Origin of the sequence: Gloeocapsa sp. DLM2.Bin57, assembly GCA_007693955.1 — a bacterium.
Taxonomy (GTDB): Bacteria; Cyanobacteriota; Cyanobacteriia; order Cyanobacteriales; family Gloeocapsaceae; genus Gloeocapsa.
This window is the reverse complement of record RECR01000130.1, coordinates 1-15,265: the sequence shown is the minus strand read 5'-3', so window position 1 is coordinate 15,265 and position 15,265 is coordinate 1. Positions and strand designations below refer to the sequence as shown.

Below are 15,265 nucleotides of genomic sequence, written 5' to 3'. Positions count from 1 at the left end.
ATAATATATAGGAATAATAATACCTAACACCTATTAAATACGGTTAGCGTCTTTGAGTTGAAGATAGCGATCGACTAATTCTGTCTTAATTTGATTAGCACAAGCATCGAGGACGAATACTCCTTTCTGTTTTAAGATATTAATAGCTAATTGACGTTCTTTTAATAAATTTAAAGCTACTGCCTGAGTATAGGCTTCAGTTAGGTTTTCTGTCGATTTTTGGGCAATTATATCAATAATTGGGTCTTTAATCGCTACACAAAAGGGTAAATAACGACTACTCAGACTAATCATGGTATGTAAAAGTTCACCAGATGCGGTAACGTCTATCCAATCGGTTAAGATAACAACTAATGCTCTACGTGTTTGTTGTTTTAATAGTTGAGATATAGTCCCTGTATAGTCAGATTCTAATAAAACTGGTTGGATACGGGAAAGAGATTCAATCAGAATAGATAGTTGTTGTTGGTTACGACTCGGAGGTATCCAGGTGACTACTTGACGATCGAAGACACCTACTCCCACGCGATCGCCTCTATGTAAACCAGCTAAAGCTAGAGATAAGGTAGCGTTTAACCCCCAATCAAATCGTGTCATTCCCTCTATTTGTGCTGTCATTAGTCTCCCTCTATCTAGTAAGATAATTAGGGTTTGTTCTTGTTCTGGTTCGAGTATTTTAACGATGGGAACACTACGTCTAGCTGTAGCTTTGTGGTCAATTAAACGACTATCATCACCTTGAGAATATTCTCTTAACTCAGCAAAGTCTGTACCCCTTCCTAAGCGTTTAGCTTGACGCATCGTTCCACTGTTTTGTCTAGTTAATTTAATCGTTAATTCCCTTAAACCAATTAAATCAGGATACACCAGTAGGGGACGTTTAGCCAGAATTGGGAAATCCCTCCACATTAAACCCCACGGACTTAATTGTCTGATTTGGATATTTTCTAAATAAAATTCACCCCGACGTAAAGGATGAATAGTGTAAATTAGTTCTTGACTTTGAGAGGGCTCTAATTCTAGTTGAAACTCAGTAATATTAACCTGAAACTCTCTAGGATAACCGTCACTAATCTGGATTTGTTCCTTTCTTGGGCTTTTTGATTCTACAGTTAGAGTAATTGGGTTATCTCGACCAATGGATAAATGTTCCGGAGTATTTCTGATAACGTTAAGATCGCTTTTTTTGGTTCTCCAACCATCGACGATCGCTATTAATAAAATTATTGCATCTAACCCTAACATCACCCCTAGACTCGTTTGAGGACCAATTAAACCCCTTAACCCGAGGGAAATGATGCTGATTACCCCTAATAATAAATAGAGACGTTGTGCTGGTATTAACATAGTAATCTGCTTAAAATCCCCTACCCTAGGATTTCTTATTTAACTAAGATTGATTAGAATACATAGACAGTTTACTCTAGGAGTAATTTACTTAATGTCATTGTCTTCTCTTGAACTAGAATCTCTACCTCTCCAACGTCCTTTATTACTTGTTGGTCATGGGACTAAAAATACAGGGGGACGCCAAGCGTTTCTAGACTTTGCTAGAGTCTATCATGAACTCGACGATTCTAGACCTGTTATTCCTTGTTTTCTAGAATTAACTAGTCCGACGATCGCTGATGGTGTCGCTGAATGTCTAGCTCAAGGATATACGGAAATCTCTGTTTTACCTATTCTTTTGTTTGCTGCTAGACATAACAAGTTTGACGTTACTAATGAATTAGATCGAACTCGTGGGGATCATCCCGAACTTAAATTTCATTATGGCCGTCATTTCGGTATTACTCCAGAAATTATTAAGTTATGGCAAGAACGTTTAGCCCAACTAGATTTACCAGAACATAATCCCCAACAGATTCCGCGCTCAGAAACCGTATTACTTTTTGTGGGAAGAGGTTCGAGTGATCCCGATGCTAATGGGGATGTCTATAAATTAGCTAGAATTATCTGGGAAGGAAGTAATTACCAAAACGTAGAAGTTTGCTTTATCGGTATTACTCATCCTCGCTTAGAAGTAGGTTTTCAACGCGCGCGTCTCTATCAACCTCGACGTATTATCGTTTTACCCTATTTTCTCTTTACAGGTGTCTTGGTTGAGAAAATTTTCGCTATCTCTAACCAACAACAGCAACAATATCCCGATACCGTAATTGATTGTCTTCCTGAAATGGGGATTGAACCTCCCTTACTAAAGATTTTACGCGATCGCGAGATAGAAACCCAACTCGGACAAGTGCAAATGAACTGTGAAATGTGTAAATTCCGTCTCAGTGCGATTAGTAACCATAATCATCACCACCATCATGATCATCATCATGGTCACAGTCACGATCATCCCGCGGTTGATCCCTACGCTAATTTAGCAGATTACCATCAGAAAATCTGGCAAGCACCGTGAACTACTCCTAGCTGCCTGAGCTAGTCGCTTCTGACTTCATTGGGGAGTGCATAAAGTTGACACTCTCCCGCTAAATGCTACCGCATTATAACGGGAGATTCTTGTTTCATTAAGGTTTGTTGTCAGACTTGAGCATTAACCGATTTTAACCCATTTCTGTATTAGTTAAATCCGTATCGGTTAAGATAGTATCCACTAATTTTGCTTCGATTAACTTTGCTTTAGTTAAATTAGCACCAGTTAAATCAGCACCAGTTAAATCAGCAGCGATTAAATTAGCATTATCTAATTGCCCATGGCGAAGATTAGCATAACTAAGATTAGCACCAATCAAATTAGCATTACTCAGATAGATTCCCTGTAAATTAGCTCCGGCAAGATTAATATTTGGAAAATGGCGATCGCCTAAAGCATATCTACGTCGTAACTCTGCTACAGTAGTTAAACTCAATTCTTGTTTTTGCGGTAACCGAAAAGTAAAACTAATCTTATCTGGAGATTGTAATAAAGCTCTCACCTCTTGATAAAGAGGATAATAACCTATACCACTAAGATTGAGCCAAGCTTTACTACGAGTTATGGCTACAAATAACTGATTACGTAATGATAAATTATCTTCTGCTTGAGCAATATGATCCAATCCTACTAAATATATCAAATCAGCCTCATTACCTTTAGCGCGGTGAATACGAGTAATGGTTACCGCACCCTCGCACCAAAACTGATTACCATCAGGAAGATAAATATCAATACCTTGTTGGGTTAAAAATTTAGCGACATAACTTTCTAAACTACTCGCATTAAAAAAATCCCCCAAGATAATTACTAAAATCTGACGACTAGGACGTAATCCCTCTTGTCTGAGATTATGAATAATTTTAGCGGCTAAAGCGGTTAATTCCTGTTGACGATTAGCATAAGTAGCGAACTCAATTAAAGGTTGTTGCCATAATTGGGCTAAAGGATGGGAAGTCTGCTCACAAGTTAGGGTAACTTGATGATTAGGGATCAAATCACCTTCAACTCGATAACCGATCGCCTCCCATTCTGCTAAAGTAGTCATACCTGTAAGCATACCTTGGGGACGTAACCACCCCATAGCCAAACCATAAGCTAAAGTGGTTAGAGGTGGAGGAGTGCGATAACTGCGAGACATTATTGCGGTTTTATTAATCCCACCAGGATAACTTCCCGTCACTAGATGTGCTAATTCTCTACCCAGTAATTCTCCCGCACTCAGTGAATGAAAGCTACCAAGACTTTGTAATTGATCATCAGCCCAAATCAGACGTCGTTGTTGAGGATGTAGGCAATTGACAGGGTGTAAAGCTTGATAAACTAGCCAATAAAAGGGTTGTTTCTGTTGATAATGCCAATGTTGAGAGATTAAATCCTGGGCTTCATCGATAAGAATAGCATCAAAAATAGGAGCAATAGAGGATTGTTGTAAAAGTTGTACACAAGCTTCAGCGAGGGATTCTTGAGGAGACTGATTCTCTGTATCACTTACCCTGAGAGGTTGCACCTTAGCTTGTTGACAAAGAAGTTTATATAAACTCCAAGCGTGGAGTATTTGTAGAGAAGAATTAGGGGAGTAAGCTTGTTGATTAGCACTAAAATAACGTAACCATTGATCCACTTGGTCAATAATCTGGCTATAGAGACTACGGGAAAAGAAGACTAAAGCGATCGCCCATTGGGGGTGTTTGAGGTGCATCAGGGCTGCTTTTTGAGTTAATAAGATAGTTTTACCCGATCCTGGTACACCGCGAATACGTTGAGGTCCCGGGGGTATTTGCTTAGCGATTTGTTCTTGTTGACTATCATAAGTAAAAAAAAGTTTTCTCAGTTTAGCCAGAATTTGACCGCGACTTTCAGGGTGACTTAAAATACGATAATCAGGCTGAGTCAGAACAGGTTTTCCCGCGAGAATAGAGATTAATAATTGCCAGTCCGAGAGATTTAGTTGTTTACCTGTAACTACTGGAGGGATTTTATCGAGATATTCAGGTAGATTATAGCCTAGTTGGAGATGTTCTCGAAAAAGAAGCGGAGGATTGCTAGGGAGTTGAGAGAAACCCTTATCTATCCAGGATTGTTGTGTAACCATGGGTAGAGCAATAATGACTCTAGCTGTGATTTTAGCAGTTAAACTCGGTTCTGCGTTTATATACTGGAGTAAGGCAAAAAGTTGATTTTCTGCTTGTTGATAGGGATTACCCGAATCTGTATAAAAGTCTTGATATTGCCAAAGATGTCCATTAATAGAGTGAATCTGTTCAATTTTGAGGGATTTTACCTCGATAATGACTAAACCGAGACTTAAATCAGCGATGAGAATATCTGGTTCACGGCGAGATTTAGCTGTAAAAATGGGATAGCGCCAGTAAGCTAGACAATTTCTATTTTGCCAAGCCGTTTCTACTCGACGCCAAACAATATATTCTGCTTGGTTTACCTCTGTCTGATTGACTTCGGTAGTGATAAATTGACTCAACGGGAAACTAACCAATCTTTAAGATAATCTAAGATATTAACACCTGTAAAAATAATCGCTGTAACTAAAACAGCAGCTATCACGCAAACCACTAATCCACTCAGACTAATTAAACCATCATCTTCCTGTAGTCCAAAAGCCGTTACAAAAATACCTATAGCAGGTAAAGTATTTGTCCCAGGAATCGGTATCATCATGAAGATAGACATTAGGGCGATCGCCACTCCAATTACTAACCTTCCAGGGAAACTGTTACAAATATAAGCAAAACGAGGACGAGTAATCCCTTCGATTCTCCGCAACCAGGGTAACCCCGCTTTAACGAAGTTTTGGGCTGTTTTTAACTTAACAGAAGCTTTTTTCATCCTTTGGGGTAACCAAGGAATCTTACGCCCCATAATTAACTGTATCGCCAAGAGAAACATTAAAATACCAAAAGGGATAGAATATCCTGGCGCTGGTACAGGTAAAGCCGAGGGTAAAGACAGAATTACTAATAAAAAGCCAAAGACTCTCTCTCCTGCTAATTTTAACAATTCTACTAGGGTTACTTGAGAGTCTCTATCTTCTTGAAAAAAATATCGTTCTAACTCTACAGAAAGTTTAGCCATGATTAATATACAAATCAAAACCCCCCTATTGGGGGGGAAGACTAGATTAGTTATGCAACTAAAATGATAATTAAGTTCCTGAAGTCCAGGAGTTAATATATTCTATCTGTTCTGAAGTCAGACTGTCGATCGCAATTCCCATAGCTTGCAGTTTGAGACGAGCAATTTCTTGGTCTATTTCAGTGGGGATAGAGTAAACACCTGGTTCTAGTTTACCTTTGTTTACTACTAGATATTCAGTTGCTAAAGCTTGGTTAGCAAAACTCATATCCATAACCGCGCTAGGATGACCTTCAGCCGCGGCGAGGTTAATTAAACGTCCTTCCCCTAAGACGATCACGGATTTACCACTCTTGAGACGGTATTCTTGGGTGAAGTTGCGTACTTCTTTGACTTCCGTTGCTTTTTCCCCGAGGGATTTGAGGTCGATTTCGATATCAAAGTGACCAGAGTTACAAACCATGGCGCCGTCTTTCATAATATCAAAGTGTTCGGAACGGATTACGTGTTTGTTACCTGTTACCGTTACGAATAAGTCGCCTAAAGTTGCCGCTTGATCCATGGGCATAACTTTGAAACCATCCATAGCAGCTTCGATAGCGCGAACGGGGTTAATTTCGGTAATGATAACGTTAGCTCCTAATCCATGAGCACGCATAGCTACACCCTTACCACACCAGCCATAACCAGCGACTACTACGGTTTTACCAGCTAAGAGTACGTTGGTTGCTCTGATCACACCATCGAGAGTGGATTGACCAGTCCCATAACGATTATCAAAGAAGTGTTTTGTATCTGCGTCGTTAACGTTCATCGCAGGGAAAGTAAGTACCCCATCTCTGAACATAGCTAGTAAACGAATAATACCTGTTGTTGTTTCTTCGGTAGTTCCGATTAGATCACCAATTTGGTTTTGACGTTCCTGAATTAGGGTAGCGGTTACGTCTCCACCATCATCAATAATAATATTAGGACGATGATCTAAAGCGATTTGGACGTGACGGTGATAGGTTTCATTGTCTTCACCTTTGATGGCAAATACTGAGATACCGTAATCAGCCACTAGAGATGCTGCTACATCGTCTTGAGTAGAGAGAGGGTTACTAGCAATCAGAATAGCGTCTGCGCCTGCTGCTTTAAGGGCGATCGCTAAATGTGCTGTTTCGGTAGTAACGTGACAACAAGCACTCAAACGGATACCAGCTAAAGGCTTTTCTTGAGCAAAACGTTCTTTAATTTGTTTAAGTACGGGCATTTCTCTGCCTGCCCATTCTATTCTTTGTTTTCCTTTAGAAGCTAGAGATAAGTCTTTGACTTCGTATTTAATTGTACTTGGAGCAGCTACCATGCAGTTTTATCCTATAGACATTGTTAATAATTTAACTAACTTAACATTTTTTAGCAAAAAAGCAAGGAAAAATTTTAAATTAGTCAGAGATTGTGATCAAAATCAGTATTTTTGGGAACTAAGAGATATTTAATTTTAGACTAAGGGAAAACCAAAGTCACCGAGGTTAGAATCATGGTCGAAGGAGGTAGTATTTTGCAAGATCGCGATTATACTCTGATTATTGACAAAAGTGGTAGTATGTCCACCACAGACCAACTAGGGGGAAAAACTCGTTGGAATATTGTCCAAGAGTCAACCCTAGCTTTAGCTAGAAAATGTGAAGAACTAGATCCCGATGGGATTACAGTCTATCTTTTTTCAGGTAGATTTAGAAGATATGATAATGTAACTTCAGCCAAAGTAGCTCAAGTTTTCCAAGAAAATGAACCAATGGGACGTACTGATTTAGCAGGAGTATTACAAGATGCTCTAGATAATTACTTTCAAAGGAAAGCAGCAGGTCAAGCTAAAGCAGGTGGAGAGACAATCTTAGTCATTACTGACGGTGAACCAGACGATCGCAAAGCGGTTATGCGTCTGATTATTGAAGCTTCTCGTCGCTTAGATAGAGACGAAGAACTAGCCCTGTCTCTGATTCAAGTAGGAAAAGACAATCTAGCGACACAATTTCTCAAAGCTTTAGACGATCAGTTAGAAGCAGCTGGGGCTAAATTTGATATCGTCGATACCCTGACTGTAGATGATATGGAAGATTTAACCCTAAGTGAAGTACTACTAAACGCAATTCAAGATTAAAATAATAGTGGTGTGGTCAACACGCACCACATCATTGTTAATTCTTTTGTGTTTATCATGAATATTGCTCAAATTAACACTTTACCTGAACCTGGACAAATAGTACAAGTGCGGGGATTAAGATATACAGTCACCGACATAGCTTATACTAGTATCCCTGACGATTATCCGGGTAAGAAATTAGGCAGAGGAAGACATCTAGTTAGTCTTGTTTGTATTGAAGATGAAGTCCTCGGAAGAGAATTACAAGTATTTTGGGAGATAGAAACCGCAGCTAGGGTTTACGCTGTTCGAGAATTTCCCCAACCTAATAGTTTTGATGCACCAGAAAAACTGGAAGCTTTTTTAGACGCGGTGCGGTGGGGTACTGCTTGTAGTACTGATTCTCGTAACGTTCAATCACCTTTCCGCAGTGGTATAGATATTGAAGATTATCAATTAGATCCCGTGATTCGCGCGATTCAAATGCCACGGGTTAACCTACTCATTGCTGATGATGTGGGTTTGGGTAAAACCATCGAAGCAGGGTTAGTCGCCCAAGAATTAACTATCCGTCAACAAGTTCGCTCAATTTTTATCTTTTGTCCTTCAGCACTACAAATTCAGTGGCAAGAACAAATGCGGGATAAATTCGGTCTAGAATTCCGCATCGTTAACAATGATTTCATGAAATGGTTAAGACGTAGGCGCGGGATTCATGTTAACCCTTGGGGGTATTTTCCTCGCTTAATCACTAGTATAGACTACATCAAACGCGATCGCCCTTTGCGTCAGATTCAACAGTCTTTACCTCAAGGTGAAGAGTCTATCTACCCGCGACGTTTTGACCTCTTAATCGTAGATGAAGCCCATAATATCGCCCCGAGTGGGGGTGGTAATTATAGTATTGAATCTCAACGAACTACCGCTATTCGTAGTTTAGTTCCCCACTTTGAACATAAGTTATTCCTGACTGCTACTCCTCATAATGGTTATCCCGATAGTTTCACCGCTTTACTAGAATTACTAGACTCTCAACGTTTCGCTAGAGGTATCAACCCCGATAAAAATCAACTCCACCAAATCATGATTCGTCGTTTGAAGGAGGATTTACCCCCTAAATGGGATGGTACACCTCGTTTCCCTAAACGCTGTTTAGAGTCTTTGGCTGTAGCTTATACTGATGAGGAACAACAAGCCCATAGTTGGTTAGTAGAATATACTAAATTGCGACAACGGGATTTAGATGATCCCGTAGAAGCTACCGCTACAGAATTTGTCCTGAAATTACTCAAAAAGCGTCTCTTCTCTTCTCCCGCGGCTTTTTTAACTACTATCGAAAAACATCTCTTAACTCTTCAAGAGGATGGTAATCAGTCGAAACGACGTTATTTGGCTAAACCAACTTTGGGTATTTTACGCACAAAATTAGAACAACTCCAGGAAGAATTCGCCGATGATGAAGTCTCGGAAACTTGTACATCAGATGTGATAGCTTCTACTTCTTGTTTATTTCGTCAATTAACCCCTCAAGAAGATAACCTTCTTAATCTTCTCCTGACTTGGGCTAAAACAGCATCTCAACAACCAGATACGAAAGCTCAACAATTACTAAACTGGATTCATACTCACCTAAAAACCCCAGATCATCAGTGGAATGACCAACGGGTTATTATCTTTACTGAATATCGCACTACTCAAAAATGGCTTTATGAAATCTTAGTCAATCAGGGTTTAGCGACAGAAGACCGCTTGATGATTCTTTATGGTGGGATGAACTCTCAAGAAAGAGAAAGGATTAAAGCTGCGTTTCAAGCTAATCCGACTATTTCTCAGGTACGCATACTTCTAGCTACAGACGCTGCTTCTGAAGGCTTAGATTTACAAAATTATTGTGCTAATTTAATCCATTATGAGATACCCTGGAATCCTAATCGTTTAGAACAACGTAATGGACGTATCGATAGACATGGACAAAAAGCTCAACAAGTTAATATCTATCATTTTGTCGGTGAAAACTACTCTTTAACTAATTCAGTTCGCAACCCTGGCAATTTAGAGGGAGATTTAGAGTTTTTAATGCGCGCGGTAGTTAAAGTTAACCGTATTCGTCAAGATTTGGGTAAGGTAGGTCCTGTGATCGCTAGTCAAATAGAAGACGCTATGTTAGGAAAGCGTATCTCTCTCGATACTAGTCTTGAAGAAAAAGATTCTGAACCTATACGTAGTTTACTCAAGTTTGAACGGAAAATTAACGAGCAAATCGCCCAACTAAAAGACCAATTACAAGAAACTCGCGAAAATCTGCGCATAACTCCAGATAATATCTTGACGGTAGTCAGTGTAGGTCTAGAATTTGCCGATCAACCACCCTTAGAACCTAGACCAGAACAACCAGGTGTCTATATTTTACCCCATCTTAAGGGGAGTTGGACTGTGGTTAATGAGGGTTTGGCTCATCCTCACACAGGAGTAATGCGACCTATCGTTTTTGATCCTGATGTAGCTAGAGGAAGAGATGATGTCGTCTTAATCCATCTTAATCACAAATTGGTACAAATGTGTATTAAACTCCTGCGTACAGAAATGTGGTCAAGACAAGATAATCTTGATTCTAGTTATAAGTTATCTCGTGTCTCGGGAAGATTAGTACCTACTGGTGTGATTGAGTTTCCTGTGGTTATTGTTTATGGAAGGTTATTGATTTTGGGTAGCAATCATCAACGTCTCCATGAAGAAGTTATTACCGCGGGTGGTTTACTTAAAGAGGGTAAATATAATGCTTTGGGTGTAGAGAAAATTAAACAAATCTTAGCTGCTGCTTCTTTTGAACCTTTACCTACTGATTTACAACACAGGTTAGCTAGTCTTTGGGATCTCTATTATGAGCCTCTTCGTCGTGGTTTGGCAAAAAGAATGAGCGATCGCGTTACTTCTGTAGAAAAAGCCCTCTCTCAACAATGTGAGAAAGAAGTTAATCATATTACAAAGATTCTCACCGAACTACAAAATAGTATTACTCAACAGATGCAGTCTTCTAGTCAACCCCAACAGTTGGAGTTGTTTACACCAATTGAGAAAGAAGAGTTTGAGCGTAATCGCTTTCGTTTAATGCAGAGATTAGCCAATATTCCTCTTGAAATTGAACAGGAAACTAGCCTAATTCGCTCTAAATTCGCTGATCCTACTCCTCGTCTCTTCCCTCTGGCTATTACTTATTTAGTTCCTAAAAACCTCGTCTCAGGAATTTGAGTCAATAATTGCTAAAGTTTTGGTGGATTCTGTACATAATTGCTCATGTATGTGACCATTACTAGCCATAATTCCCCCCCACTGATTAGCGTCTCCTTTGTTATAGGTGAGGGGTGAACCATCAAAATAAGTTACTTTACCTCCTGCTTCGGTTAAAATTAACTCTGGTGCGGCAAAATCCCAATCTTTTGGCGCTGATTTTCCTGATAGGGAAATATATACATCGGAATCTTGTTCTAAAATGGTGGCAATTTTTTTGCCAACGCTACCTACATAATTACGTCCTCCCCAAGGTAGTTGATCAATGAGTTTTTGAAATCTTTCGTCTCTATGAGTACGACTGACCACTAAATATAAGGATTCTAGAGATTGGCGATCGCTTACTTGCACTTTAGTTGTTGTTCCGTCTCTGGTTTCTACATAAGTTCCTTGATTTTTGACCGCATAATAGATTTTCTCGGCTTCGGGAATCGCTACTACTGCTAAGATAGGTCTTCCTTTACTGGTTAAAGCGATATGAATCGCGTATTCTCCTGTTTTGTCTAGAAAATCTCTTGTCCCATCTAAAGGGTCAATAATCCAGACGTAGGGTTGTGTAAAGATTTCCCCTTTTTTATAGGTTTCTTCACTTAAATAACCGAATTCTTCACTCTGTAAGGCTGTTTGTAAACTTGCTAAAATGTAATGATTACAAGCCAAATCGGCTGCGGTTACAGGTCCGTCTTTCCCAACAGATTGATCTTCAAGCACAGCACCCCTATAATATTTGCGCAGTATATCGCTAGCTCCCCAAGCCACCGAACGAGTTAAGTTTAAAATTTCTTCTAGTTTAGCTGTATCCACAATTAATAATTTAATCAACATCAATAAGCATTTTAAGAGTAAATGGTTCAAAAACAGAAAAATACCAGAGCGATTCTGTCTATCATCGGGTAAAATAATATCTTGTCTGTGAGCCTGTGATGAGAATTTCATGATTTCTAGTAACGATTTTCGCCCTGGTGTAACCATAGAATTAGATGGATCTGTGTGGCGCGTGGTGGAGTTCCTTCACGTTAAACCCGGTAAAGGTTCAGCTTTCGTCCGTACTAAATTAAAAAATGTCCAATCAGGAAACGTGGTTGAACGCACTTTTCGCGCTGGGGAAACTGTTCCTCAAGCTACTATCGAAAAACGCACTATGCAACATACCTATAAAGACGCAGAACAATACGTTTTTATGGATATGGAGAGTTTTGAAGAGACTTCTCTTAATGCTTCCCAAATCGGCGATCGCGTTAAGTATATCCATGAGGGTATGGAAGTCAACGTCTTGTTTTGGAATGGTCAAATACTAGAGGTAGAATTACCTATGTCAGTAGTACTAGCTGTCACCGAAACAGATCCAGGAGTTAAAGGAGATACCGCTACAGGTGGAACTAAACCCGCTATCGTAGAAACAGGTGCTCAAGTAATGGTTCCTCTATTTATTTCTATAGGTGAACGCATTAAAATTGATACTCGTACTGATACATATCTAGGTAGAGAATAAACGATAGGTAAAATATAGTAAGGGGTTGATTGTCAGTTTATCCTGACAATTCACTTCTGCACAATGAAAGAGGATATATGACTAGTGTCAATAGATTATCAACAGCTACGTGAATTATTGAGCGCGATCGCGCAAACTAACATCACTGAACTTAACCTCAAAAGCAAAGATTTTGAGTTGAATGTCCGTCAGGGGTTATCCCCAATAGCGGTTAACAACGTCGTAGAAACGATTCAGTCAACACCTTTAATACCAACACCATCTGTGAGCACGTCAGAATCTTCTGTAAGCTCTCCAGTAGATAAAAACTTAGTGGCGATTACTTGTCCTATGGTAGGTACATTTTACCGCGCTCCCGCTCCTGGAGAACCTTCTTATGTAGAAATAGGCGATCGCATTAGCGTTGGTCAAAGTGTTTGTATTATCGAAGCGATGAAATTAATGAACGAGATTGAGTCAGAAATAGCAGGACAAGTAATGGAGATTGTCGCAGAAAATGGACAACCTGTAGAATACGGCGCAGTCTTAATGTGGATCAAACCAGACTAACCTATTTTTGTCCTAACTGCTGTTAGGTTAGGACCATACTTTTTTTAATTCGTTGCTTCTAGGGCAAAATTCTCCTCAAAATCTTGACGCGTCATCGGTTGACCAATCATTAATCCTTCTCCACCTAGTAACTCTAAAGGTTGTCCTTCAACCTCTATCCACACACCAGCATGAGGATCTAAAGTGGTAGAAGTATAAATAATCTGTCCTAAACGCGCAATCATATCCGCACTACCACCACCTGTAGTAAAATCTTTGGATAAGTTTAAATGAATACCGTCTTCTTTAATACTCAAATTCAATAATTGGGTGGTCTGGGGAATCGTAGTAGTATAATTACCTGTTCCAGGTCCTGCTAATAACATCTCTAAACCAGTTGTCAGGATTTGTTCAGATGTTGCTGACTCTTCTACCTCGAAGGTAATGGGAGTAGCTACTAACTCTAAATCATTAGCATTACTATCCAACCAATAAACTTCTACCGTTTTAGTAGTCTGAGACGGTTCAACTACCGTATGTGGTGGCTTATCTATAGGTTCTACTACCTTAACCTCCATGGATTTAAAAGCCCACCAAGAAGCTACACCACCGATAGCGATTAAAGCTGTAGATACCCCGATAATCACACCTAGAGAACTACTATTCTTTTTTTTAGTATGACCCATAATAAAATTAACTCCCTATCAAATTAAGTTTATTTTATCCTTAAGTTTAAACGAGACTAGACTTAGATCTTTGATTTTTGACAAAAGTTACTGGTTGAGGTAGGTTTTAGGTTTTAGGTTTTAGCTGTTAGGGTTTTGGAGTTATTTTATATATAAAATACTACTTTTTCCTGAGTGCATCTCTTACCTCATTCTTAATTCTTCATTTCCATAAGTGCCTTATTCTGTTTTAGCTTATAATTGTAATCATAGAGTTAAAAAACAGACCTATGTCTTTTTGTCTGAATCCCGCTTGTGCAAAACCAGACAACCCTGATACCAATAAATTCTGTCATGGTTGTGGTAGCAAATTAGCCGAAAGTAGCCAGAGTTATGACTTTGACCATTATCGCATCATTAAACTACTCGGAGAGGGAGGATTTGGACGTACTTATCTAGCTGAAGATACAGAATTATTCAATAAGAAAGTGGTTATTAAAAAACTACTCAGTAGTGAAGGTAATAACCCTAAAATCCTCGAACTGTTTACTAGAGAAGCAGAACAACTATCTAAACTCTCTCATCCACAGATTCCCCAAGTCTATCGTTACTTTAGCAAAGATAATAACTTTTACCTGATTCAAGAATTTATCCCAGGAGAAAACCTCCTCACAGAAGTTGAACGTTTAGGGAATTTTAACGAAACCCAAATCAGGGAAATACTCCTGCAAATATTAGCAGTTTTAGAATACATCCAAAGTCAAGATATTCTTCACCGCGACATCAAACCAGAAAACATTATGCGTCGTCGTAGTGATAACCAATTAATGTTAATCGATTTTGGAGCAGTCAGAGTCAAAACCACCACAGATCCAAGTGTGTTAACCTCTATCTATACTCCTGGTTATGCGTCTCGTGAACAAATGAACGCCAGACCAGTTAAAGCCAGTGACATCTATAGTTTAGGGGTAACTTGTATTCGCTTACTAACAGGTTGTTTCCCCACAGGTACAACAGATTTAATCTACGATGACTATGAAAGTAGATGGACATGGAAAGAATATCTTCAACAAAAAAATATTACCATAGATAATAAACTAGCAGAAATTATCGATAAAATGGTAGAAGAATCCCTCAAGAAGCGTTATCAAGACGCGAGGGAAGTTAGAGAAGATTTATTAGCAACAATAGGTAGTCAATCCCAACTCTCCACACCTGTAATAATGAAACAAAAAGAAAGAATTCTTACAGGTCATTCTGGTTGGCTCAGTTGGGTTAACTCAGTAAATTATAGTCCTGATGGGCACTTTTTAGCTAGTGGTAGTAATGATAATACTATCAAAATTTGGTCTATAGCAACAGGAGAAGAAATACGTACCCTAATAGGTCATTCTAGTTCTGTTAAATCAGTAGTATATAGTCCCGACGGTAACTATTTAGCTAGTGGTAGTAGTGATAAAACTATCAAAATTTGGGAAGTAGAAACGGGAAAATTAATATGTACCTTAACGGGTCATTCTGGTTGGGTTAACTCAGTAAATTATAGTCCCGACAGTCGCTATTTAGCTAGTTGTAGTAGTGATAAAACTATCAGAATTTGGTCTATAGCAACAGGAGAAGAAATACGTACCCTAATAGGTCATTCTAGT

General features: G+C 39.1%; 12 protein-coding genes. 6 read left to right on the top strand and 6 right to left on the bottom strand.

Annotated features, from left to right (window positions below; all coding sequences use genetic code 11):
- Nucleotides 1-33 precede the first annotated feature (33 nt).
- Nucleotides 34-1,347 (bottom strand): DUF58 domain-containing protein, encoded by a 1,314-nt coding sequence (locus EA365_16160; protein TVQ42029.1) that lies wholly within the window; start codon nt 1,345-1,347, stop codon nt 34-36.
- Between the two features lie 94 nt (nt 1,348-1,441).
- Between EA365_16160 and EA365_16155 the strand changes: the two genes are divergently transcribed.
- Nucleotides 1,442-2,407 carry a sirohydrochlorin chelatase gene (locus tag EA365_16155; protein TVQ42028.1) on the top strand — a complete coding sequence of 322 codons (966 nt, stop codon included), beginning with the start codon at nt 1,442-1,444 and terminating at the stop codon, nt 2,405-2,407.
- Nucleotides 2,408-2,552: 145 nt separating this feature from the next.
- Here the strand turns inward: EA365_16155 and EA365_16150 are convergent, their stop codons facing one another.
- From EA365_16150 to EA365_16140, 3 genes are all read right to left on the bottom strand, one after another.
- Nucleotides 2,553-4,892 (bottom strand): DNA/RNA helicase, encoded by a 2,340-nt coding sequence (locus EA365_16150; protein TVQ42046.1) that lies wholly within the window; start codon nt 4,890-4,892, stop codon nt 2,553-2,555.
- Between the two features lie 8 nt (nt 4,893-4,900).
- The gene (locus tag EA365_16145; protein ID TVQ42027.1) at nt 4,901-5,515 is read right to left on the bottom strand and encodes an exopolysaccharide biosynthesis protein; all 615 of its coding nucleotides are present in this window, start codon (nt 5,513-5,515) and stop codon (nt 4,901-4,903) included.
- A 70-nt stretch (nt 5,516-5,585) separates the two neighbouring features.
- On the bottom strand, nt 5,586-6,863 hold the full coding sequence (locus EA365_16140) for an adenosylhomocysteinase (protein ID TVQ42026.1): 1,278 nt from the start codon (nt 6,861-6,863) through the stop codon (nt 5,586-5,588).
- Between the two features lie 192 nt (nt 6,864-7,055).
- Between EA365_16140 and EA365_16135 the strand changes: the two genes are divergently transcribed.
- A complete protein-coding gene (locus tag EA365_16135; protein ID TVQ42045.1) occupies nt 7,056-7,661 on the top strand; it encodes a VWA domain-containing protein in 606 nt (201 codons plus the stop codon).
- Between the two features lie 57 nt (nt 7,662-7,718).
- Entirely contained in the window at nt 7,719-10,892 is a 3,174-nt protein-coding gene (locus tag EA365_16130) for a helicase (GenBank protein TVQ42025.1), read from the top strand.
- Here EA365_16130 and EA365_16125 read toward each other — a convergent pair.
- Nucleotides 10,881-11,756, bottom strand: coding sequence for a 3'(2'),5'-bisphosphate nucleotidase CysQ (locus tag EA365_16125; protein ID TVQ42044.1), 876 nt, complete (start codon nt 11,754-11,756; stop codon nt 10,881-10,883). The genes EA365_16130 and EA365_16125 overlap by 12 nt on opposite strands.
- Nucleotides 11,757-11,865: 109 nt before the next feature.
- Here EA365_16125 and efp point away from each other — a divergent pair, with 109 nt between their 5' ends.
- Both efp and accB read left to right on the top strand, forming a co-directional pair.
- Nucleotides 11,866-12,423: an elongation factor P gene (efp, locus tag EA365_16120; protein TVQ42024.1), complete on the top strand. Its 558-nt coding sequence runs from the start codon at nt 11,866-11,868 to the stop codon at nt 12,421-12,423.
- 84 nt (nt 12,424-12,507) lie between these two features.
- Entirely contained in the window at nt 12,508-12,972 is a 465-nt protein-coding gene (gene accB / locus EA365_16115) for an acetyl-CoA carboxylase biotin carboxyl carrier protein (protein TVQ42023.1), read from the top strand.
- Between the two features lie 44 nt (nt 12,973-13,016).
- On the opposite strand, the gene EA365_16110 is transcribed toward accB, so the two are convergent.
- Nucleotides 13,017-13,637 (bottom strand): spore germination protein, encoded by a 621-nt coding sequence (locus EA365_16110; GenBank protein TVQ42022.1) that lies wholly within the window; start codon nt 13,635-13,637, stop codon nt 13,017-13,019.
- 269 nt (nt 13,638-13,906) lie between these two features.
- On the opposite strand from EA365_16110, the gene EA365_16105 reads away from it, so the two are divergent.
- The coding region (locus EA365_16105) for a serine/threonine protein kinase (GenBank protein TVQ42021.1) at nt 13,907-15,265 on the top strand (1,359 nt) is incomplete at its 3' end.

Coding starts and splice junctions, on each gene's coding strand:
- EA365_16155 (TVQ42028.1), top strand. CDS start 1,442: ATGTCATTGTCTTCTCTTGAACTAGAATCTCTACCTCTCCAACGTCCT.
- efp (TVQ42024.1), top strand. CDS start 11,866: ATGATTTCTAGTAACGATTTTCGCCCTGGTGTAACCATAGAATTAGAT.
- EA365_16130 (TVQ42025.1), top strand. CDS start 7,719: ATGAATATTGCTCAAATTAACACTTTACCTGAACCTGGACAAATAGTA.
- EA365_16110 (TVQ42022.1), bottom strand. CDS start 13,637: ATGGGTCATACTAAAAAAAAGAATAGTAGTTCTCTAGGTGTGATTATC.
- EA365_16125 (TVQ42044.1), bottom strand. CDS start 11,756: ATGTTGATTAAATTATTAATTGTGGATACAGCTAAACTAGAAGAAATT.
- EA365_16160 (TVQ42029.1), bottom strand. CDS start 1,347: ATGTTAATACCAGCACAACGTCTCTATTTATTATTAGGGGTAATCAGC.
- EA365_16140 (TVQ42026.1), bottom strand. CDS start 6,863: ATGGTAGCTGCTCCAAGTACAATTAAATACGAAGTCAAAGACTTATCT.
- EA365_16145 (TVQ42027.1), bottom strand. CDS start 5,515: ATGGCTAAACTTTCTGTAGAGTTAGAACGATATTTTTTTCAAGAAGAT.